Annotated in this window: 18 protein-coding genes and 1 pseudogene; 11 read left to right on the top strand and 8 right to left on the bottom strand. The window is 48.2% G+C overall.

What is annotated here, in order from left to right:
• On the bottom strand, positions 1 to 364 hold a 364-nt coding region (locus ACOJS8_RS21330; protein WP_420150576.1), incomplete at its 3' end, for a family 43 glycosylhydrolase.
• Between the two features lie 10 nt (positions 365 to 374).
• The gene (locus ACOJS8_RS21325; protein WP_420150575.1) at positions 375 to 1,373 is read right to left on the bottom strand and encodes a pectinesterase family protein; all 999 of its coding nucleotides are present in this window, start codon (positions 1,371 to 1,373) and stop codon (positions 375 to 377) included.
• Positions 1,374 to 1,813: 440 nt separating this feature from the next.
• Between ACOJS8_RS21325 and ACOJS8_RS21320 the strand changes: the two genes are divergently transcribed.
• From ACOJS8_RS21320 to ACOJS8_RS21285, 8 genes are all read left to right on the top strand, one after another.
• Complete coding sequence (locus tag ACOJS8_RS21320; protein WP_420150574.1) at positions 1,814 to 2,404, top strand: RNA polymerase sigma-70 factor; 591 nt, start codon at positions 1,814 to 1,816, stop codon at positions 2,402 to 2,404.
• Between the two features lie 120 nt (positions 2,405 to 2,524).
• A complete protein-coding gene (locus ACOJS8_RS21315; protein ID WP_420150573.1) occupies positions 2,525 to 3,553 on the top strand; it encodes a FecR family protein in 1,029 nt (342 codons plus the stop codon).
• A gap of 208 nt (positions 3,554 to 3,761) precedes the next feature.
• Positions 3,762 to 7,382, top strand: coding sequence for a TonB-dependent receptor (locus tag ACOJS8_RS21310; RefSeq protein ID WP_420150572.1), 3,621 nt, complete (start codon positions 3,762 to 3,764; stop codon positions 7,380 to 7,382).
• A gap of 22 nt (positions 7,383 to 7,404) precedes the next feature.
• On the top strand, positions 7,405 to 9,132 hold the full coding sequence (locus ACOJS8_RS21305; RefSeq protein WP_420150571.1) for a RagB/SusD family nutrient uptake outer membrane protein: 1,728 nt from the start codon (positions 7,405 to 7,407) through the stop codon (positions 9,130 to 9,132).
• A gap of 99 nt (positions 9,133 to 9,231) precedes the next feature.
• Positions 9,232 to 10,425: a metallophosphoesterase gene (locus ACOJS8_RS21300; protein WP_420150570.1), complete on the top strand. Its 1,194-nt coding sequence runs from the start codon at positions 9,232 to 9,234 to the stop codon at positions 10,423 to 10,425.
• Between the two features lie 56 nt (positions 10,426 to 10,481).
• The gene (locus tag ACOJS8_RS21295; RefSeq protein ID WP_420150569.1) at positions 10,482 to 11,282 is read left to right on the top strand and encodes an endonuclease/exonuclease/phosphatase family protein; all 801 of its coding nucleotides are present in this window, start codon (positions 10,482 to 10,484) and stop codon (positions 11,280 to 11,282) included.
• Positions 11,283 to 11,565: 283 nt separating this feature from the next.
• Positions 11,566 to 11,871: a winged helix-turn-helix domain-containing protein gene (locus ACOJS8_RS21290; protein ID WP_420150568.1), complete on the top strand. Its 306-nt coding sequence runs from the start codon at positions 11,566 to 11,568 to the stop codon at positions 11,869 to 11,871.
• A 52-nt stretch (positions 11,872 to 11,923) separates the two neighbouring features.
• Positions 11,924 to 13,168, top strand: a complete 1,245-nt coding sequence (locus ACOJS8_RS21285; protein WP_420150567.1) for a hypothetical protein — start codon at positions 11,924 to 11,926, stop codon at positions 13,166 to 13,168.
• Positions 13,169 to 13,319: 151 nt separating this feature from the next.
• Here ACOJS8_RS21285 and ACOJS8_RS21280 read toward each other — a convergent pair whose 3' ends face one another.
• The 3 genes from ACOJS8_RS21280 to ACOJS8_RS21270 all read right to left on the bottom strand — a co-directional run bounded on the left by ACOJS8_RS21280 (position 13,320) and on the right by ACOJS8_RS21270 (position 15,395).
• Positions 13,320 to 14,039, bottom strand: coding sequence for a pirin (locus tag ACOJS8_RS21280; protein WP_420150566.1), 720 nt, complete (start codon positions 14,037 to 14,039; stop codon positions 13,320 to 13,322).
• Between the two features lie 9 nt (positions 14,040 to 14,048).
• Positions 14,049 to 14,573: a hypothetical protein gene (locus ACOJS8_RS21275; protein WP_420150565.1), complete on the bottom strand. Its 525-nt coding sequence runs from the start codon at positions 14,571 to 14,573 to the stop codon at positions 14,049 to 14,051.
• Between the two features lie 75 nt (positions 14,574 to 14,648).
• Positions 14,649 to 15,395 carry an intradiol ring-cleavage dioxygenase gene (locus ACOJS8_RS21270; protein ID WP_420150564.1) on the bottom strand — a complete coding sequence of 249 codons (747 nt, stop codon included), beginning with the start codon at positions 15,393 to 15,395 and terminating at the stop codon, positions 14,649 to 14,651.
• Positions 15,396 to 15,784: 389 nt separating this feature from the next.
• On the opposite strand from ACOJS8_RS21270, the gene ACOJS8_RS21265 reads away from it, so the two are divergent.
• Positions 15,785 to 16,336 (top strand): RNA polymerase sigma factor, encoded by a 552-nt coding sequence (locus ACOJS8_RS21265; RefSeq protein ID WP_420150563.1) that lies wholly within the window; start codon positions 15,785 to 15,787, stop codon positions 16,334 to 16,336.
• 19 nt (positions 16,337 to 16,355) lie between these two features.
• Here the strand turns inward: ACOJS8_RS21265 and ACOJS8_RS21260 are convergent, their stop codons facing one another.
• From ACOJS8_RS21260 to ACOJS8_RS21250, 3 genes are read right to left on the bottom strand one after another with little or no spacing between them, the layout of a single operon-like run.
• Positions 16,356 to 17,426 (bottom strand): NAD-dependent epimerase/dehydratase family protein, encoded by a 1,071-nt coding sequence (locus ACOJS8_RS21260; RefSeq protein WP_420150562.1) that lies wholly within the window; start codon positions 17,424 to 17,426, stop codon positions 16,356 to 16,358.
• Positions 17,401 to 18,225, bottom strand: coding sequence for an SDR family NAD(P)-dependent oxidoreductase (locus ACOJS8_RS21255; RefSeq protein WP_420150561.1), 825 nt, complete (start codon positions 18,223 to 18,225; stop codon positions 17,401 to 17,403). The genes ACOJS8_RS21260 and ACOJS8_RS21255 overlap by 26 nt, the downstream gene beginning before the upstream one ends.
• A complete protein-coding gene (locus tag ACOJS8_RS21250; protein ID WP_420150560.1) occupies positions 18,218 to 18,817 on the bottom strand; it encodes a DUF6134 family protein in 600 nt (199 codons plus the stop codon). Before ACOJS8_RS21250 ends, ACOJS8_RS21255 begins: the two co-directional genes overlap by 8 nt.
• Before the next feature lie 401 nt (positions 18,818 to 19,218).
• Between ACOJS8_RS21250 and ACOJS8_RS21245 the strand changes: the two genes are divergently transcribed.
• Both ACOJS8_RS21245 and ACOJS8_RS21240 read left to right on the top strand, forming a co-directional pair.
• Positions 19,219 to 20,175 carry a UTP--glucose-1-phosphate uridylyltransferase gene (locus ACOJS8_RS21245; protein ID WP_420150559.1) on the top strand — a complete coding sequence of 319 codons (957 nt, stop codon included), beginning with the start codon at positions 19,219 to 19,221 and terminating at the stop codon, positions 20,173 to 20,175.
• 68 nt (positions 20,176 to 20,243) lie between these two features.
• Positions 20,244 to 21,414 (top strand): annotated as a pseudogene (locus ACOJS8_RS21240) (UTP--glucose-1-phosphate uridylyltransferase); the annotation flags it as partial.

Raw genomic sequence — 21,414 nt, 5'->3', positions numbered from 1 at the left:
GAGCCCAAATGCCGTTGCCGTGCTGCGTTTTCTCGAAATGTTCGAACGGCGGCTGACGTTTTAGCGCATGGCCAATGAGCGTCCAGTTCACCAGATCTTTTGAATGCAAAATAGGCAAACCCGGAATCGCATCGAAACTTGACGCAACCATGTAAAAATCATCCCCTGCCCGACATGCATCCGGATCAGAATAATCGGCATTCAGCACCGGGTTTTTATACGTACCATTTCCCAGATCCGACACCCATACTTTCGATACGTAGGGCGCTGGAGCAGGTAACGTAGTAACTTTCGGTTTGGCCGTCTGTGCAACCGCTGAAAGCGTTGACAGACACAGCAAACCAACGAATGGTAACGAATTCATAACAGCGAGATTAGTTAGCCTTAGGGTTCCAGGCTGATTGAGCAGAAAAGATGTTCGTCAGTGTGTATTGTTTAGCGTCTTTTGCTGAAAGCTGTTTCGACCAACCAGCCCGTTTCGATGTAGTGCCGCCAGGGCCCGTACTGCCGTATTCGGCGTAGAGCACCGTTTTTTCGTTGTCTGCATTTCCCCAATTGTCCCAACCCGCTGGCAGGATATGATCACCGATTTCGCTACGTATGAAAACCGTTTTGGCCTGTGGTCGCCATGGACGGCCCAAGTACGCTTTTTTGACGGATGGGTCGGCAATGAGTTTACAGTCGAAGAAGACAAAGCCGTATTGCTGATAGGCGGGCGTAGCAGCTGCGGTAATGAACGAATCCGACAGGTTTTTGATGGTACATGACTGGAATACAGCAATCGATTTTCCGAAAATAAAATCAGTTGTACCTTCAATGTAGCAGTTTTCGTAATACTGCCGGCTTCCTTCGGCGGCTGCGTAGAGTGTATCCTGATTGCCCAGCAAAACACAGTTTTTGCAGACAAATCGGTCGCCTTCAACGTGTAACGCTACAGCCTGCCCTACCCGACCAGCGGTGTTACGTATCGTCAGGTTTTCCAGAATAACATCCGGTGCATCGACCAAAACGACGTAGGACGTATACGTACTGAATTTGCTGTTGCCGGTCCAGTCTTTACCGCCGGGATACGCTTTCCCCGAATAATCATCACCCGTAATAATCACGCCCTCCTTGCTTTCGCCAATGATGTGAATATTAGGTTTCCAGGAAGGAATGACGAGTTTTTCGGCATACGTACCGTTTTTCACATACAACGTAACACGCACCTGCATGTGATCACGGAAGTTGTTGACAGCTTCCTGAATGGTTTTATAATTGCCGCTTCCATCCTGCGAAACGGTGAAGGTGATCGACTGAGTCGGAGAGAGTGTCTGGCTCAAGACAGCCTGCGAGAAAGCAATTAGACAAACGAGAAAAAACAGTTTTTTCATGTAGAAGGAATAGAAATCTGGCGGGTATTACAACCAATTTGCAGAATGTAGATTAAAAGCGGAAAGCGTCAGCAGATTAGGCAAGCTAATAAATTCATAAAAGGAGCTGGGTTTCGTAGTTATCTGTCCGGAAGTACAGAGCTGCTGGCAGACTCCGCAGCATTGGGTTTCAATACAGTAAGACAACCAACCCCTGGCTGAGCCGCAAATATTTTTAAACCTTGTCCATATAATCCAATAAATTAATACAAAAACGCGATATTTTATTTAAATAGTACCATTCACCACAGAAAGAGACAGTAAAGTATCTATTAAAAATTTGTTATCATTAGTATAAAAAAGCGCACGATTACTTAACTGACTATGGAGTGATTAAACGTAAAAGCTGACTGAATTTTGCAAAAAAAAGATCACTCGAATCGACGTAAGTGAATCAGGTTATGAGCGTCACGTTTACCACCTATTCCGATGAAAATCCTTCGGGCCTAACCAGCGAGGTTAACGATGAAAAAGCGTTTACTGCGCTGTACGACCGCGATTTTCGGCTTTTATTCAACTACGTTTTCAGCAAGGTAAACGATCGGTTTGCCGCGCAGGAAATTGTACAGGAATTATTTATTAGCATCTGGAAACAACGCCATATCAACACCATTCAGGTCAGCCGCGCTTATTTATTCGCCAGCGCCAAAAATCTGATCATTTCGCATTACCGTAAAGAATACACTCGCCAGCACTATTACAGTCAATGGGAAGTTCAACGCGAGGTTTCTACGGAGCCGACGGACCAGCCACTCCTTATGGCCGATCTGCAACAGCGTTACGAGCAGGGTCTTCAGCTGCTGCCGCCTAAATGCAGGGAAGTTTTTTTATCGAGTCGCAAAGGGCAATCGAACCGGGAAATCGCTCAGCAACTAACCATTTCAGAAAAAACCGTTGAGCAGCATATCACTAAGGCGCTACGTTTGCTAAGAGAGTATCTCAGAGAGCACTATGCCTATGCACTCGTATATCTGATCAACTTTCTGGACTGAACCTCAGCGGGTTTCGCTCACTTATTCTATCGCTTATACATTTCTTCACTTTTTTTCAAATCCGAGTAAGGGTTATCACGCTGGCATGCGACTTAAGCAGTATACACTACCTCTTAAGCCATGAAGCCCCCGCCTATCGCGCCTGATTTACTGGATAAATACCTTCGGAACGAGTGTACCGATCAGGAAAAACAGCAGGTCGAAGCCTGGTATGCATCGCTGCACGGAGATTCTGATTTTCTAAGTTCACTCCCCGAAACGGAACAACGCCAGCTACAGAACGAAACGTTTGCTACGATACAGGATAATCTAGGCATGGGTCACCAACCTGTTGTCAGGCGGATTTCGTGGGGCTGGGCTGCCGGACTTGCGGCTTCGGTTCTGCTGATAATTGGCTTCTACGTAACGTATCAGAACTGGGCTAACCCCACCACCGCCCTCAACCAAACGGCCAGTCAGCCATCTGGCCTGCCGGATGCAGTAAATACGATTCGCTACGTCAATCAGCAGGCACGGCCGGTTATGCACACCCTGCCCGACGGAAGTTCAGTCTGGATGCACGCGGGCGCGGCCATTACGTATCCGAAGAAATTTGATACTGACAAACGGCAGGTTGCGTTTTCGGGCGAAGGATTCTTCGATGTCCGGAAAGACAAACACGCTCCTTTCTATATTCAAAGTGGCGAAATGACCATTAAAGTACTCGGAACCAGCTTCAACGTAAAAGCACTGAACAGCCGGAAGGTTTTCCAGATTGCCGTTGTAACGGGCCGGGTGCAGGTGAGCGCGCCCGACCGGGACCAGAATGAACAGCAGGTTATTCTGAAGCCACAGCAGCAGGCCACCTTCGAAATCGAGTCGAAGCGGCTGGTAGCGGCCCCTGTTCCAGCCCAGATCAAAAAGGAGATGTACGAACCCATTACGGTTGTGTTCGACAACGCACCGCTGGATCAGGTCATTGATAAACTCCAGAAGCGCTACCACGTAACCTTCCGATTAACGAACCCAAAACTCACCTCCTGCCGCGTAAGCGCCGATTTTGAGCATCAGGCTTTACCCACCATTATGGAAATGCTCTGCACGGCGCTGGATGTAACGTACACAATGACGGGCAACACGATCCTAATTGACGGTATACCCTGTGAATAACGTAGTGACTCAACGTAGTGCGCATCTAACCTTATGTGTAAACCTCAAAACCCCAAACGCAGCTATGCTCAAAACTACCTGATGCTATAACTAAAAAAGCCGGGCGTGTACCACCACCCCGGCCCAACTACCATCCTTTTCTGCATTCGTACCACCGAACGAAAGGATGATTTATCAAACAGTGACAAACCATCTGACCATCAAAATTATGCAAAAATCACTCCTTAACAAGTCCGTTGACTGGCGAAAGATTATGCGATGCGGATTACTTCAGTGCCTGTTGTCTGTGCTCCTGGTCGGTATGGCCAACGCCAGAGAAATAGCGGCACAATCGATTCTGAGTAAGGATGTTACACTTCATCTTAGCAACGTAACGCTCAAAGAAGCCCTGGATCAGATTCAGGAAAAAGTAAACACCCGATTTGTCTATAGCAGCCGGATTTCACTGAAAGAACAGGTGTCGATTGATGAGAATAATCAAAAACTATCAAAAATTCTCGATCAGCTACTGACGCCCCGGGGCATTACGTACCGGCTGATTAATGAGCAGATTGTGCTGGCCCGCGAAAAAAATGCGAAACAGTCGAGTTTTCTGGATGAACTGAAAGCCCGGCCTGTGGTGAACGTAGCAGCGGCCGACATTCGGCTGAAAGGCACAGTTACGGCAGCCGATGGCCAGGGCGCGCTGGCGGGTGTAAGTGTCGTGATCAAAGGCACCACACGCGGAACAACAACTGACGGCAACGGCGCCTACGAAATTACGGTTCCAAACGCTTCGGCCGTACTGGTTTTCAGCTTCGTTGGGTACGTATCGCAGGAGGTAGCCGTAGGGAATCGCTCCAGCATCAACGTTACGTTAACGGCCGATAACAAGACGCTCGAAGAACTGGTCGTGGTAGGCTACGGGACGCAGAAAAAAGTGAACCTGACGGGTGCCGTTACGCAGGTACAGGCCAAAGAACTCGAAAACCGGCCGCTGAACAACATGTCGCAGATTTTGCAGGGGATGGTGCCGAACCTGAACATTACGTTCAGTACGGGGCAGCCGGGGCAGGGCGGAAACCTGAACGTACGGGGCGAAACCTCGATCAATGGGGGTGCTCCGCTGGTACTCATCGATGGTGTGCCGGGCGACATTAACCGAATCAATCCCAACGACGTTGAGTCGGTTTCGGTACTGAAAGATGCCGCTGCTTCGGCTATTTACGGCGCTCGTGGTGCGTTCGGGGTTATTCTGGTAACGACCAAAACGGCCAAGAACGGAAAAACAACTATCGACTACAGCAACAACTTCGGCTGGTCGACACCCACGGTAAGCACCAAGTTTATGACCAATGGGTACGAAAGTGTGATGCTGAACGACGAAGCGTTTATCCGCGCGACGGGCAACAGCTACACGCGCTATTCGCAGGAAGATTATAAAGAACTGGAGGCCCGCCGATACGATAAAGTCGAAGATCCGTCCCGGCCCTGGACGGTGGTGAAGAACGTAAACGGCAAAGACATCTATAATTACTACGGTAACTACGACTGGTGGAACACGCTGTTTGTAATGACTGAGCCATCGAAGCAGCACAACCTGAACCTCTCGGGTGGTACCGATAAAATCAATTACTTTCTGTCGGGCTCCGTTTTTGAGAAAGATGGAATTATGCGCATCAATACCGATAAGTTTACGTCGTACACGCTACGTAGCAAAATCAATGCGCAACTGACGCCCTGGCTCAAAGTAAGCAACAATACGCAGTATTTCGATTCGAGATACACCTACCCGGGGCTGGAAGGTGGGGCCAATGCCAACTTCGTAGCCATTACGGTACACGCGCTGCCTGCCTACGCACCGCTTAACCCCGATGGCACTGCTACGTATAACACGTTGAAAAACAACTACTCAATTGGCGATGGCTTGTTTGCCAATCTGCTGAAAGGCGTAGCCGGTGGCGAAAAGAAAGTGCACGAACTAACCACCATCAACTCCGCTACGATTGACTTTACCAAAAACTGGAATCTGGTCGGGAATTTCTCGTATTCGTTCTACATTGCTGATGACTGGTATCGGTCGGCGGTGGCGCAGTACTCCATTCAGCCGGGCATTCTGACAACGGTGCCCAATTACAACGTCGATCAGTACCGCAAAACACTTTGGTTCGATCCGGCAACGGCGGCCAACTTATATACCTCGTACAATCAGACGTTTGGCAAGCATTATTTTGCTGTGACGGCTGGTTTGAACCACGAGACCCGCAGACACCAGCGGTTATTTGGTGCGCGCAAGAATCTGCTTTCCGAAAGCCTCAACGACCTAAACCTGGGGACAGGTGAGCAACTTTCGTCGGGCGACGCCTTCCGGTATGCGCTCTTCGGGGCTTTCTTCCGGGCCAATTATGATTATCTCGGCAAGTATCTGTTTGAGGTGAACGGCCGCTACGACGGTACGTCTCGCTTTGGCGCAGGACGTCGGTACGGCTTTTTCCCATCGGTGTCGGCGGGCTGGCGGATCAGCGAAGAGAAATTCTTCGAGTCGGCCCGTAACGTAGTGAATAACCTCAAAATTCGGGCTTCGTACGGTACGTTGGGCAACCAGCTTCCTCCCGGCTCTACGGCCGTTCCTTACAACACTACGTCGTCGAACTACTACCCGTATGTAGAAATTATGCCAACGGCGCAATCGAGCTGGATTGCCAATGGTCAGAAGCTTTTCTACGTAAACAGCCCCAATCCGATTTCGGAAACACTCACCTGGGAAAAAGCCACGACAACCAACCTGGGTCTGGACGCTACGTTGCTGAAAAACCGATTGAATCTGTCGTTCGATGCCTACGTACGGAACACAACTGACATGCTGGTGCCGGGCAAAGTGCTGCCGTCGGTGTATGGTGCCAGCGTCCCGACCGAGAATGCGGGCGATCTGCAAACGAAAGGATTTGAGTTATCACTGGGCTGGCGTGATCAGTTGAAAGTAGGTGGCAAACCGTTTTCGTACAACGTAACGTTTATGCTGTCGGATTCGAAATCAACGATTACCAAATACGACAACCCGAACAAAATTCTGTCGAGTCGCTACGAAGGACAGGTTATTGGCGACATTTGGGGCTACTCAATGGCGGGTTACTTCAAAACCAACGAAGAAGCTCAAGGGTACACCGTCGATCAGACGCTGGTGAACCGCCAACGGTTGAGCGCCCCCGGCGAATGGAGTAAACTTCAGGCAGGCGACATTAAATTCAATGATCTGGATGGCAATGGCAAAATCGACCAGGGAGCCAATACACTGGCCAATCATGGCGATCTGATCGTTGTTGGCAACGACCGGGCACGCTATCGCTACGGGATGAATCTGGGCGCATCCTGGAACGGCTTCGACGTATCGGTACTGGCGCAGGGAATCTGGCGCAAAAACTGGTATCCGGGCAACAATGCGGATAAATTCTGGGGGCCCTACTCCCGCCCTTATTACTCGTTCATTCCGGAAAATTTTGCGGATGATGTCTGGACACCTGAAAATCCGGACGCCTATTTCCCGCTGCTACGTGGCTATACCGCCCTGAACGATGGTGGTGATCTACGGACTGCCAACGACCGGTACATTCAGAATGTAGGTTATCTGCGTCTGAAGAACGTAGTGGTTGGTTATACCCTTCCGGAGTCACTAACCAAGAAGGTTCGCCTTTCCAGAGTCCGCGTATTTTTCAGTGGTGAGAATTTGCTGACGTTCACGCCACTACGTACCAAATACATCGATCCCGAACAGCTTGACGGCGACGGTACCAATGGACGGACGTACCCCATGTCGAAAACGGTTTCTGCTGGCCTTAACCTTACGTTCTAAATCGATTTCAATACGTATTCAGATGAAAAAACTAATCAGCTTTATCGCCATTGCCATCGGTTTAGTCTCGTGCGACCTCAACCGATTGCCCGAAGATGCCATTTCTCCCGAAACATTTTTTAAGACAGAAAACGACCTGCTATTATACACAAACTCGTTCTACAACGCCCTCCCATCGGCCGAGGATGTTTACAACGAAGATGTCGATAACATCGTTAAAAACAGCCTTCGCGACGAACTGCAGGGTACCCGCATCGTACCAACCAACGGTGGCGGCTGGAGTTGGGGAACGCTACGTAACATCAACTACTTCCTGTCCAATTCAAACAAATGTCCCGACAAAAGAGCCGTAGCCAGATACAATGGGCTGGCGAAGTTTTTCCGGGCGTATTTTTACTTTGGCATGGTGAAACGCTTCGGCGACGTACCCTGGTATAGCGGCCCGATCGATGTATCCGACGAAGACTTACTGACCAAAGCCCGTGACCCACGTGCAATGGTAATGGATTCAGTAATGGCCGATCTCAACAACGCCATTTCGGTACTCGATGCGTCGCGTCAGCTGAATACAGTTACCAAATGGACGGCTTTGGCGCTGAAATCCAGAGTAGGTTTGTACGAAGGGACGTTCAGGAAATACCATCCTGAATTTAGCCTGCCCGATGCCAATAAGTTTCTGGATGCCAGCATCGACGCATCGGATAACCTGATGAAAAACAGTGGCTATACCATTTATAAAGCCACCCCCTCTACGGCGTATATGCGGCTGTTTTCGTCGGATAATGCGATTCCCGACGAGGTGATTCTGGCGCGCGATTTCAGCGATGAGTTGCAGGTATATCATAACCTGAATTATTACACAATGACTGCATCGTATGGAAAACCGGGATTAGAGAAGAAACTGGTGAATAGCTACCTGATGGCCGATGGCACGCGCTTTACCGACATCAAGGGCTACGAAACGATGCAATTTGCCGAAGAAGTCCAGAATCGCGACCCTCGCTTGTCGCAAACCATTCGGACGCCCGGCTATACCCGAATCGGCGAAACTACGCCCCTGGTTCCTGAATTTGGCGCTACGGTTACGGGCTATCAGTTGATTAAATTCGTTTCGGCACCAAAATGGGATACGTTCACGAAAGACATTACCGATATGCCGATTTTCCGGTATGCTGAAGTCCTGATGAATTACGCCGAAGCCAAAGCCGAACGGGGTACGTTAACCCAGGCTGATCTCGATATATCGACCAAGCTCACCCGCGACCGGGTCGGTATGCCAAACATCAATATGGCTGCTGCCAACGCCAATCCAGACCCGTACCAGGCCCAGCAATACACGCAGTTGAGCGGGCCTAACACCGGGGTTATTCTAGAAATTCGTCGGGAGAGACGTATCGAGCTGGTGATGGAAAACTTCTTCCGGTGGGACGATATCATCCGCTGGAAAGAAGGGCAACTACTCACTAAAGTATTTAAAGGCATGTATTTCCCCGGCCCTGGAAGCTATGATCTGGATAAAAACGGCAAAGTCGATCTGGTAATTTATGAAGGAACAAAGCCAACCGTAGCGGGCGCACAGGTCCTTAAACTGGGAAGCGAAATCCTGCTCGAAAATGGGAATAAAGGCGGCAACATTGTGGTCAACGGGCACATTAACAAGAAGTTCAACGAAACCCGCGATTATCTGTACCCGATTCCAACGCAGGAACTGCTTCTGAACACAAATCTGAAGCAGAACCCAAACTGGTAACGTAGTGAATTTATCATCCCTCTAAATCCCAAAAAGGGATTTAGAGGCAAACCCTTCCTTTCAATTATGCTATCTGACCGGCGGTCGTTTCTCGAAAAAATGTCCCAGCTCGGGGCACTGAGTCTTTTGCCTGCTACTGCTACGCTGGCTGAATCCGTTTCCGCAGCAAATGCCGATGAGAAGAACCATTTTGTCGTAGGGCCGTATCTGCAAAATATGGGAACCAATGACGTAACGATCATGTGGATTACCCACAAAAATTGCTTTAGTTGGGTAGAATATGGCGACGGAAACTATACGTTTAAACGCGAGTTTGGCTACGTGAACGGCCTCATCGAAGCAAATAATCGGATCAACAAAATCACGCTGACTGGCCTAAAGCCAGGGACTGCCCATAAATATAAAATTGTTTCTACAGAGGTGTTAGGCTACAAAGGCTCGAAGGTTGAGTTTGGCGAAACCATCAGCAGCCCGCTCTATGGCTTCAGGACACCCGCCGAGAATGAAGAAGAATTTAAACTGGTCATTTTCAACGATATTCACGACCGTCCACAGATTATCCCGCAATTGCTGTATCGGCACGGCTACACGGGCAACAAACGTGATTACGATTTTGTGGTCTTCAATGGCGATTGTTTCGACTGGGTTACGGAAGAACAGCAGATGGTCGATCACCTGATTAAACCAAGTGTTGACATCTTTGCGACCGAAATGCCGTTCATTCTGACGCAGGGCAACCATGAATGCCGGGGTAGTTTTTCGCGCCATATTCCCAGCTATTACGCCTACCCCGACAATAAATTTTACTACGCCTTTACACGCGGGCCGGTACGTTTTGTGGTTCTGGATTCGGGAGAAGACAAAACCGACGATAGTGTTGAATACGGCGGTTTGTCCGCTTTTGACCGATACCGCGAAATCCAGAAAAAATGGCTTGAGAGAGAAATCGAAAGCCCTGAGTTTAAGAAAGCACCATTCCGCGTCGTACTTATCCACATTTCGCCCTATCATTCGGGCGACTGGCATGGTACGTTACACTGCCGCGAAGTGTTCGGGCCGTTGCTGAACAAGGGCAAAATTGATCTGCAGATTTCGGGACACACACATCGTTACGCTACGCACGACGCCGATTCGACGCATAACTATCCTATCGTGATTGGCGGTGGCCCGCTCGAAGGGAATCGTACACTGATTAAACTCCACGCTACGTCGAAAGAACTGAATCTGAAAATGATACGTGATGATGGCGAAGTGGTTGGTAAATACACGCTCTCCCGAAAAGCCCGAACGTAACACGATAAACAATAAATACCGACACTCTCCAAAAACGACCGTATTAGCCCACTCTCATGAAAACACTAGCTTATTTGCTTCTCACACTCGTCACTACGTATGTACATGGTTTGAATCCGCCCGGTCAGAAATCCACAAAACTTCGGGTGATGACCTACAACATTCATCATTGCAATCCGCCATCGGCTGGCACCAACATAGAAATTGAGGCCATTGCCCGGGTCATTAAAAACGAGAAGCCGGATCTGGTAGCCTTGCAGGAGGTCGACGTAAACACCGAACGATCCGGAAAAGGTATTGATCAGGCAAAAGAACTGGCCCGGCAGACAGGACTAACGTATTACTTTTTTTCGAAAGCCATTGACCATCAGGGGGGTGATTATGGTGTGGCGGTTCTATCCCGATTTCCGATTCTGGAATCCGTACGCTATACGCTGCCCGTCGATCCGGCACTCGGGGGCGAAATTCGGACGATTGCTGCTATTACGGTAGAGGTAGCGAAGGGCAAGCGAGTGATTTTCGCCAGCACTCACCTCGATTTGAAAGAAGAAAACCGCCTGATCCAATCCGAGCTGATCGTAAAGCATTTTGGCGATTCAAAGCTTCCGATGATTCTGGCTGGTGATTTCAACGCGCTTCCCGATAGTAAAGTGATTCAGTATCTCGACAAGACGTTTACCAGGAGTTGCCAGGAGTGTGCCTCTACTATTCCGGTCAAAAACCCAAACCGCGTGATCGATTTTATTACGTACAAACCCAGTACTACGTTCTCAAACGTATCGACGCGCGTGATCGACGAACAATACGCGTCTGACCACCTTCCTGTTGTGGTAGATTTAGAGATTGCAGGAAATTGACCGAACTCTAACAACACACTGGCTATCAATTAAATCCATAAACGTATTGGCTATTTCTTCGCCTTTTTTTAGTGTATAGTAATAAATAATATTGACTTTGTATTTCAAAGTACTTTATTTTGCACAGTTATATATTGGATACCATCTGAATGCTACGTCTGCTGTTGGGTTGTCTGTTTCTTCTTGCTACTCGAAGCAACAGGTACATGCTAAGAACTGAACCTTTGACGTGATTTTTAATGATTTGATCGCGATGCTGAACCTAATGTTCTGATTAACAGATGTGAGGGATTATATAAACTATATTAACAGGGATTTTGAGAGCCGGGTCCGGTTGGGTATTATGTCGGTTCTGATGATAGAAGAGCGTGTCGATTTTAATTTTCTGAAACAAACTTTGCACCTTACCGACGGCAATCTTGCCAGTCATTTGCGGGCACTGGAAGAAGCGGGCTACCTACAGGTCGAAAAGCAGTTTGTAGGGCGGAAACCAAGCACTCAGTATCAGGCCACTGCACAAGGAACTTTGGCTTTCAAAAATCATCTGAACGCGCTGGAGCGTCTGGTTCTGGCCAACAAAATTCTTTAATTTTTTGCTTTAACTTTGAAAAACAAAGTACTTTTAGTAAATCAAATTTTATATGCGCGACGAAATCTTACTGAACCTCGACAATCCCCGGCAACTTGAAAAGTTATACTGGACCAACAGAACAACTTTCAAAACGACCTTTAACTCCCTATATCCGCAACTACAGGGTAATCTACTGGCTGAGGGATGGCACCAACGGCTAAACTACGTTCACGAAGATCTGTTCTGGGGCACGCCTACCGAACGTATGTTTGTAATAGCCGCTTCCTTACTAGCGGCACTGGTGGCTAAGCTGCCGGATTTACTATCGCTGGATAAAGAGTTTTTCTACCAGCGGAATATCGGCTTTATCGTTTTCCCACTGTTGATTACCTACTTTGCCTGGAAAAACAAAATCTCCGGAAAAACGGGCGCGTGGCTGGCTGGATTTACGCTGATAGCTATCGTATATATCAACGCTCTGCCCCAGGGTCGCCCCGCCGATACGTTGATTTTATCCTGCATTCATTTACCCTTATGGCTATGGTCACTATTAGGCTTTACGTTTGGTGGGGGGAGGTTAAAAAATGGTGTAAACTGGTTAGGGTTTCTACGATATAATGGTGAGTTAGCCGTCATGACCGCTCTGCTACTGATAGCTGGCGGATTGACAACAGGACTCACTATCGGGTTATTCGAGCTGATTGGCTGGCACATTCAACAGGTTTACTTCAACTACGTAGTGATTTGCGGATTAGCTGCTGTACCTATTGTGGCCACTTTCCTTACTCAGACTCAGCCAGCCTTAGTCAACAAAGTATCGCCCGTCATTGCCAGTCTATTCAGCCCAGTGGCCCTGGTCATGTTGGTGATCTATCTGTCGGCTATGATTTTTTCGGGTAAAGACCCGTATCGTGACAGGGAGTTTCTTCTGCTTTTCAATGCCTTATTGATTGGCGTAATGGCCCTTATTTTCTTTTCGGTGGCCGAGACTACGTCAGAAGGCAAAAGTCGAACCCAGGTCCTTATTCTTTTTCTGTTGTCGGCAGTAACGGTAGTGGTTAATGGAATTGCATTATCGGCCGTCCTCTTCCGAATCTCAGAATGGGGAATAACACCTAATCGGGCAGCCGTTTTAGGGGCTAATCTGTTAATGCTCTCCCATCTGTTATACATGAGCGTAAGGCTTCTGGGCGCTCTGACTCGAAAAACCGATCTCTCACTGGTTGGTAAGTCAATGACTTTGTACCTGCCGATTTATAGCGTATGGAGCGGAGTGGTTGTCTTTCTTTTTCCGCTGCTGTTTGGCTTTAAGTGAACCCTATCGACAGCCATTAGCTTACCAACTGAATCAGCAATTTTTACACAATTTCCAGCTGGTGAGCTAATGGCAAATTGATGAGCTTCCAAAACGTAACGGTAGAGGCATTGCATAGACCGCTCTGAGACAATAGCCCGGCGATTAATTTTTAGCGAGAAACTTCCAATACCAGCAGCAACGCATCGTTCGACAGCGCTTCGAAGTCAATTGTATTATTCTGAACATTCGTCAAAGCCAGGCCGTCCCGCTCGTGGAGCAGGCGATTCTGCACTTCGAAGGCTCCGCTTAGGATAAAGACAAAAACGCCACTGGGCTGTGGTTCAATTAATTGATAAATGTCCTCCTGCCGACCATCATATCGGCCTATAAATCCACGTAAAACGCGTTGTTGTCTGGTTTCTTTATAGTTAAAATCAGCTAACGGCAACAACTCGTTTTTGACCCTCAAGTCAAACTGTCCCTGCTGGATACCTGGCGTAAAATCAGGCGATGTATCTGTTAACCAGATCACTACGTAGTTGATCAATTCAGTATCGTACGGATTGATAATGTCGTAGCCCATACCACTGGCTAACGAAAAAAGTTGCGATTGTCCGGCTTCCAGAAACCCATTCCCCACCTCACTATTATACTCAAGTCCACCAACAACGGGAATAACCACAACGAGCGTATTCTGCTCAACCTGCATACGAGCGCCATGTCCGGGCTTTAACAGGTCATCATTCAGCAGACGTAGGGTGCCAAAGGGTTGACGGGTTTCGTCGAAGTAACGGCCAAAGTTGAAGCTGTGATGACTCTGAAAATAATCGCCCTGGGAGCATCCCCGTTGGTCGGCCAGATAAATTTGCGCCTGCGTTTGGGTTTCCATAGAATTCGGTTAGGCCGTTTCTCCGCGCTGAAAAGACGAAACGCTCAGATAAGGTTGCAGGGTAATCATATCCGTATCGATGGCTTTTCCGGCTTGTAAGGCTTCGCGCTGGTCGCCATAGGCAATCAGCAGCGTACTGTCGATTGTATCAAGCCAGGTCAGGGGTTCGCTGTAAAAGAGGATGGCTACTTTATGATCCTCTTTTTTCTGAACGTGTGACTGAACAATTTCGAATTTGAATAGAGTAAAGGGCAGGCACAGTTTTCCTAAGCGATTCGTGATGTCGGGCACAATACCATTCAATTGACGGATATAGCCGATTGCTGCTGTGCTGGTCTGGTAGTGCAATCGGTCGGCATTCGCTACGTTATCCAGCAACTCCTGAAACGTATTGTATTTGTTTTCCTGATTATAGAACTGGGCCTGCATGTAAAACTCCATATACGTATCATCGAACACGTATTTATCCCACAGTTTTTGGGAAGATGCATCAATTAGTTTCCGATAACTCAGATGAATAAGACCCTTTACCATATTCAGAATAACATTACGTCGAAACTGCCCCACTGATGAGGCAATTTCGACAACATATATCAGTAAATCAGTTGGTTACGCGCTGACCACAATCGTATGCGTCAGCGTATATCCACCAGCCAGGCTACCTGACAGCGTAGCTAACTCATTGGTGTAACCATCGCCAAACACATTATCTCTTTCATTAAGCGTATCCTGTGCGCCTTTGGAGTAGCCGTAGGACTGGCCAGTGGTATAAACTGTGTTGGTAATGTCATACGGAAAGGCAATCTGGGTCACCAGCAACGACTTACCGGAAGCATTATAGATATGTACATGAACATGGGGGGCCCGACCTGAATACCAGCCCGGAAAGATTGACGTAAACGAAACCAGACCATTGCTATCCGTTGTCTGACGGCCTCTCAGGAAATGGACAGTTGTATAATTCGTGCTCTGCATTCCTGTTCCGCCGTATTCGGAATAATTACCGGCCTTATCACAGTGCCAGACGTCGACAAGAGCCCCTGCCAGAGCGGCACAACTACTAGTAGCGTTTTTTATGGTAATATTCATGGTGAGCGCCACCCCGGTTTGCCCATCCGTGATATCTTTCCGGACGTAACTAGCCGGGCTTTTGGTGGGGAAAGGGCCTTCTGTTTCACTATTGGTTACCGTACAGTTACTGGACGAACTGCCATTGGTTGACCCTGTCGATGTACTACTACCGGTACTGGTTGTCGGGTCAATTTCTGTTTTGCTGCAACCACTAACAGCAGGAGCGATGGCCGCAATGCCTAATAAACTACCAAATCCGCGTTTCAAAAATTCTTTACGTTCCATGTGACAGGAGAATTCGTTTAATTACGATTAGAAAAAATCGATAAGTGGGTAGACTACGGAAATCCGTTTGTCCTTATTCATAAACAGGTTAGTAACTTCTGCTTTCTTCCATTAGCGCACGAAAGGCCTGTTTCGTTGCATGACTTTATCACTTATCGGTAAACACACGTATTCTGTCGGTGAATGAGCGGAACCGGAAAATCGAAGGCGTATTTCAGAGCTGATCTATTCAGGATAATGAGCAGCAGATCAATCAATTAACTTTACGTATATGCGACCGTCTAATCAATTTCATTACTATTTACGACTTCTTTAAATCTCATTGACTACAAATAAGCGTAGATACACGAAATAGTTGAATTTGACTAAACTTACCATTTACGTGCACTATGATTGGAGTACATACTGACGAAAATAAGAATCGTCAATACCTACCCCAGCCAGCGGATAATCGTTTCGAAACTCTTTATAACCGCTACGTCGATCAGGTTTATCGCCAATGTCTGTCTATGACGAAGGATTCTGAGAAAGCTCAGGATTTCACACATGACATTTTTATTAAAGTGTTCGACAATCTGGATTCTTTTCGGCAACGTTCCAGCTTCTCAACCTGGATTTACGCCATTGCCTACAACTATTGCGCCGATCAGATCCGTCTGGCAAAACGCCTTCCTACAGCGGCTCTGGATGAGCAGCTGGACGATCATCTGGCTGATACAGAAGAAGCAATGACTCAGGAAGAAGCCATACAGCTCGCTTACGAAGCACTGTCCACACTGTCTCCGACAGATCAGGTATTACTCCGACAGAAGTATGAAGAGGGCTTGAGTCTGGAAGAGCTGGCGAAACTACATCGATTAAGCATTAGCGCCGTCAAGATGCGGCTTAAACGGGGCCGCGAAAAAATCCAGCACTTCTATGCCAACAGATGGGCTAGTTAATTAAAGCGGCCAGAAAACTTTATGAAGTAACGCTATCAGTTGTCTCGTACAACTGAGTAAGGTATCCGTTTTGGCTAAACCATTCCACGGCTTCCTGAATGGCTGCGCGTACGGGCGTCTGCGGAAGATCCAGTTCCTGAATGGCTTTCGAACAGTCAACGTAATGACCATCACAGGCAACTCGTGCCATAGGCCCATTGAAGGCAGTGATCTGGTGACTGACCTTTGCCCATACGTCACTCATCCGTCCATAAAGTTGAAGCAACAATCTCGGCAAGGCAAACCGGGGAGGAACAACATTCAGCACATCGGCCATTAGTCCAAAAGCAGCACGGTACGTCAGGTTTTCATTACCCAGCAGATAAGATTCTCCCAGGCGGCCCATTGCCAGAGCGTTGACCGTGGCAACGGCTACATCCCTGACATGAACGTAATTTTTGCCCCCTGGTGGATAAGCCGGTACCCGACCTCGCGCCAGTTCGAGCAGCAAGGCTCCCGACGTAGGCTTACTATCCATTGGCCCCAGCATGAATGTCGGATGCACCAGTACCACCGGCAGCCCCATCTGAGCCTCACCTACCAGGTAATCGGTGGCAGCACGCTTACTATCCATATAATCCAGACCGTAGCGATCACCCACATAAGTAAACAACTCATTACCAGGGGTTTCTAACGATCCAAAACCAAACACATTAGCCGTACCTACATAAACGAGCCGGTGTACCTTAGCCTGTTGTGCAGCATAGACTACATTTTCTGTGCCGTGATAATTCACGCGCCAGTGCGCCAGGGAACGGGCAGGATTAACCGACGCCAGTGCCGCAGCATGAATAATATAGCCACATCCTTCAACTGCTCGCAACATGTCCTCCATATTCGTTACGTCGCCCGCAGCGATCTCAATCGGCAAATCGGTCAGCAATGGCGAACGTTTGCCATTACGTACCAACGCCCTGACCGGATAGCCGCGCTGAAGTAACTCACGTACCAGATGATTGCCAAGAAAGCCGTTGGCACCCGTCACTAAAACCGTTGGCAGCATACAAATAACCAGATCGAAACGATTACCGATACGATAGACTTTGCGCAAAGAGCCGACCGGACGCCGGAATCGTCCAGTTTTTAGGCAGGTAACGGGCAAACATCTCGACAAGTTTATGTTTCCAGCCCGGAACAATAATTTCTCTGCCCGCCAGCATACCCGCTACGGCATAGCGGGCCACTTCCCCAGGTGCCATTTCCAGCAAGGTTCCGCTTCGGCCGAGACTCCGAGCGTATAGCCGGGTTTGTTCGTTCGTCAGCGTAGGACCAGGACATAAACAACTCACCTGAACGGATGTATGGCGCAATTCGTAACGTAACGCTCGGGACAAGGTCAGGATAAACGCTTTGCTTGCCGAATACAGACTTTTATAAGGAATAGGAGAAAACGACGCAACGCTTCCTACATTCAGGATATAACTAACGGGATGCTGGCGAAGCATTGGCAAAAACAGATGCACCAGATTAACAGGCACCAGCATATTCAGTTGCATCAGCGATAATTTTCCCGATACGACCAACGATTCGAAAGCCCCCTGCTGACCTATTCCGGCATTATTGATTAACGTATCAACGGTCAGGTCGTTGTCCAGACACCAGTCGTAAAGTCGTTGTGGAGCCTGAAGATTGGTCAGGTCGGTTTCGTGTGTGAATACCTGAATAGCATATCGGTTGATTAATTCCTGCTTTATCCTATCTATTGATTCGCCAGGCAATGCTACTAAAATCAGGTTATGTCCTCGCATGGCGCACTCCTGTGCGATAGCCCGGCCAATACCCCGACTGGCACCGGTAATTAACGTAGCACGAGTCGTTGAATAACTCTGTGAAGATCGTAAATCAGTCATGGCGGAGCCGGAAGAAAACCGTAAATAAAGGTTGCTGCACTTCTACCTCATGGCAACGCCCATTAACGTATCGATAGTAATTCTTTTTGCCATCGGGCAGGGTCAGTTCGTACGTATGATCAGCTGTCGTTTTCAGAGCACAGAACTGACCGTAACGTTCCGAAAATAATTCTCGTACGCCCACGGGCTCCCGGTCATACAAACTTGCTGTGCTATAGGTAGCCCGCCGATCTGTAAGTGTCGAATGCGCATCATTAATTCGAATCACATAGCTGCTACCATTCCAGCGAATCTGCGCGTCATGTCTGGTTCGACCGTTGAGCTTATCCGTGAAAGAGGCCTCGACCAGCACATTGTTTCGATACGTACTGGTAAACCGGGTAACCATACGTTTTTCGCCCAGCAGATGCACCGAAACATCCGCATCAACGCGGTAGTGAATGCCTGTTTCGGTGGAAGCTTTTGATACGTTGAGTTGACCAACCGGGCGGTTATGTACAATCACGTCATATGTCAGCGCCTGAGGAGCTGCCGATGGCAGACTGACAAACAAGCTCAGAATGCCTGTGTAGATTAAATGGGTAAGTAACATAATTGTTGTTGTTCACTGTTATTTTGTGGACATGACACGTAACAGGTCGCTCCCCCCTACGTTCTTTCTAAAAATTATTGGTTCACCAGTTACTCGTCCCCTAAGATTGGCTACGTCTATACGGTAGAGGCTTTTTTGATCTAAAGGGTTGGTTTGGATAAAGCTGTCAATTCTCCAATCAGCAAAATTGTGATGAGTTGCTACGTTCTACGTCCGGTCAGAAAACAGAAGTGTCTGACTACAACGGCAACTTTGCTTCCTAATTACGTAAACTCGAATTGTCCAAATCGCCAAAATTGTTGACTTACAAAATAATTACGTTGATCTGGCGGCTTAAATGCGTGCGGGCTTGGTTTGATGTGGTACGTCCCCTTATCTTCGACAGTTGATACTCCTTGACAATGAAAGTAAGAAAAGCAGTTATTACCGCAGCCGCTCGCGGAGAACGTTTATATCCGGTAGCCGATACGATTCAGAAGGCAATGCTTCCGGTGATTGATACGGATGGGTTACACAAGCCCGTTATTCAGGCTATTGCCGAAGAGGCTTTCCTGAGTGGTATTGAAGAAATTTGCGTTGTATGTGCTCCCGGCGACGGCGAACGCTACGTTAGTGCGTTTACGGCCTTGCGCGACAACCTGATTAAGTCGTATAAAAGTGTTGACTGGGCCAAAGAGGAAGCCGAGAAAATCGACAATCTTATTAGCCGGGTTCAGTTCGCCGAGCAGAAGGAGCCACTTGGCTACGGCCACGCGGTTTACTGCGCGAAAGAGTTTGTGAATGATGAACCGTTTCTGCTGTTATTGGGCGACTACCTCTACGTCTCCAATATTGCCAGTAAACGGTGTGCTGCTCAGTTAATCGAGCTGGCTACTCAGGAGAACTGCTCGGTATCGGCTGTCAATCCCACCATTGAGCATCAAATTGGCCGTTACGGCACCCTTACGGGCAAAAACGTTCCTAATATGGCTGGCGTTTATCAGATTGAGAAAATCATTGAGAAGCCATCGCTAAGTGTCGCCGAGCTTGAACTGCAAACACCGGGTCTGCGAGTTGGCTATTACCTCTGCTTCTTTGGTATGCACGTATTTACGCCCACTGTTTTTGCTATTCTTGAGAAACAGATAGCTCAAAATACCAGTAATCTCCTGTTAACACCAACCTTGCAGACTTTGGCCAACACAGAAACGTATCTGGCTCTGGAAGTGAAAGGAAACCGCTACGATCTGAGCGGACGGAATGGACTGTTACGTGCCCAAATGGCATTAGGATTGGCCGGATTGGCACACGACGAAACTCTATCATCGATGGTCGAAATTCTGGCTAAAGCCAATACCCGTCAATCACAACGAATATAATTTCAATAAATATCTTATTATCAATACAATAATCCGATATTCCTCTATAATAACTTTAAGAAGGCGATATGAATGTATATATAGAGACCATTACGTCTGCTGATCCTCTGATACGTAACCGATCTTTTTTTGACCTTAGCCGCAATCTCTCCCCTACCGCCCGTTTAAAAGCTCTCCGCGAGGTGGATGAATTCAGAAAGTCAACAACGAATTTATACGATAAGGTTAGAGCGCTTCTTTTTTTATATGCCGGGTTTCGTTTTTTCCTGATGGAAATTCCAGAAACCCCGTCTATTGGTAAAATTCCATATGCCGGTTTTGAGGATTTGCTGGCTCGCCGGTTCGAACAGGCAATAGCAACGTTCTTACAGAACATCGAAAAACAGGGGCCTAATGCTGCCTTGTTCAGCGCCTTAGCGGATAGTTATCACCAGTTATCCTTTCAGATTCTGGCCGATCAGGTTCGGAAGAGTGTTCGGTCTAGCAAAGGCAACCAGTGGATGTTCCGGGTTGGTCATCAAACCGAACATCCAATACGTATTCACCCGAAACTGTTGCAGCGCCCGGACAACTCCCTTTTCTACCCTATTCTGCACGAACAAACTTCTGTGCGAATGGACCTGACCCACAGTGGCTGGTCTGATATTTTTTTCCTGGGTATGGATTACCCGGAAGGGGCTCGCGTTATTAATATTTCGATTGACCTCGGCGTTTTCGGTCGCGACAAAGATATCCGTCCTCCTCTGCACTGCTACGTACGGGTTATTTCCGAGCCTGTGCTACGCCTGACCAGCGTTGATTTAAACACCACAAAAGACATTCATGACCTGGCCGATCTGTTCAATTTCGGGAACGATTACCTGAGTCTGATCAAAGCCGGTGTTATTGCCTCCGGCCTGATTCCTCCTTCTTTTGAAGGCACCAATCAGTCACTAGCGGACATTCTGACCCGCGTTGTAGCACCGGGCATGGGCATCGAGCTTGTGACCAAAGTGAACGACATTCCGAAAGGCTCCCGCTTTGCGGTTTCCACCAACTTGCTGGGCTCTATCATTAGCCTGCTTATGCGGGCCACCGGACAAACCCGGCAGCTAGAGGGTGGTCTGGACGAGAGTGAACGGCGTTTGGTCGCTTCACGGGCCATTTTGGGTGAGTGGATCGGCGGTTCAGGTGGAGGCTGGCAGGATTCGGGCGGTGTATGGCCGGGTATCAAAGCCATTCAGGGTACATTCGCTCAGG

Source organism: Spirosoma sp., from assembly GCF_048594605.1.
Classification (GTDB): Bacteria; Bacteroidota; Bacteroidia; order Cytophagales; family Spirosomataceae; genus Spirosoma.
Note: the sequence above shows the minus strand (reverse complement) of the source record. Positions and strands in the feature narration are given on the sequence as shown.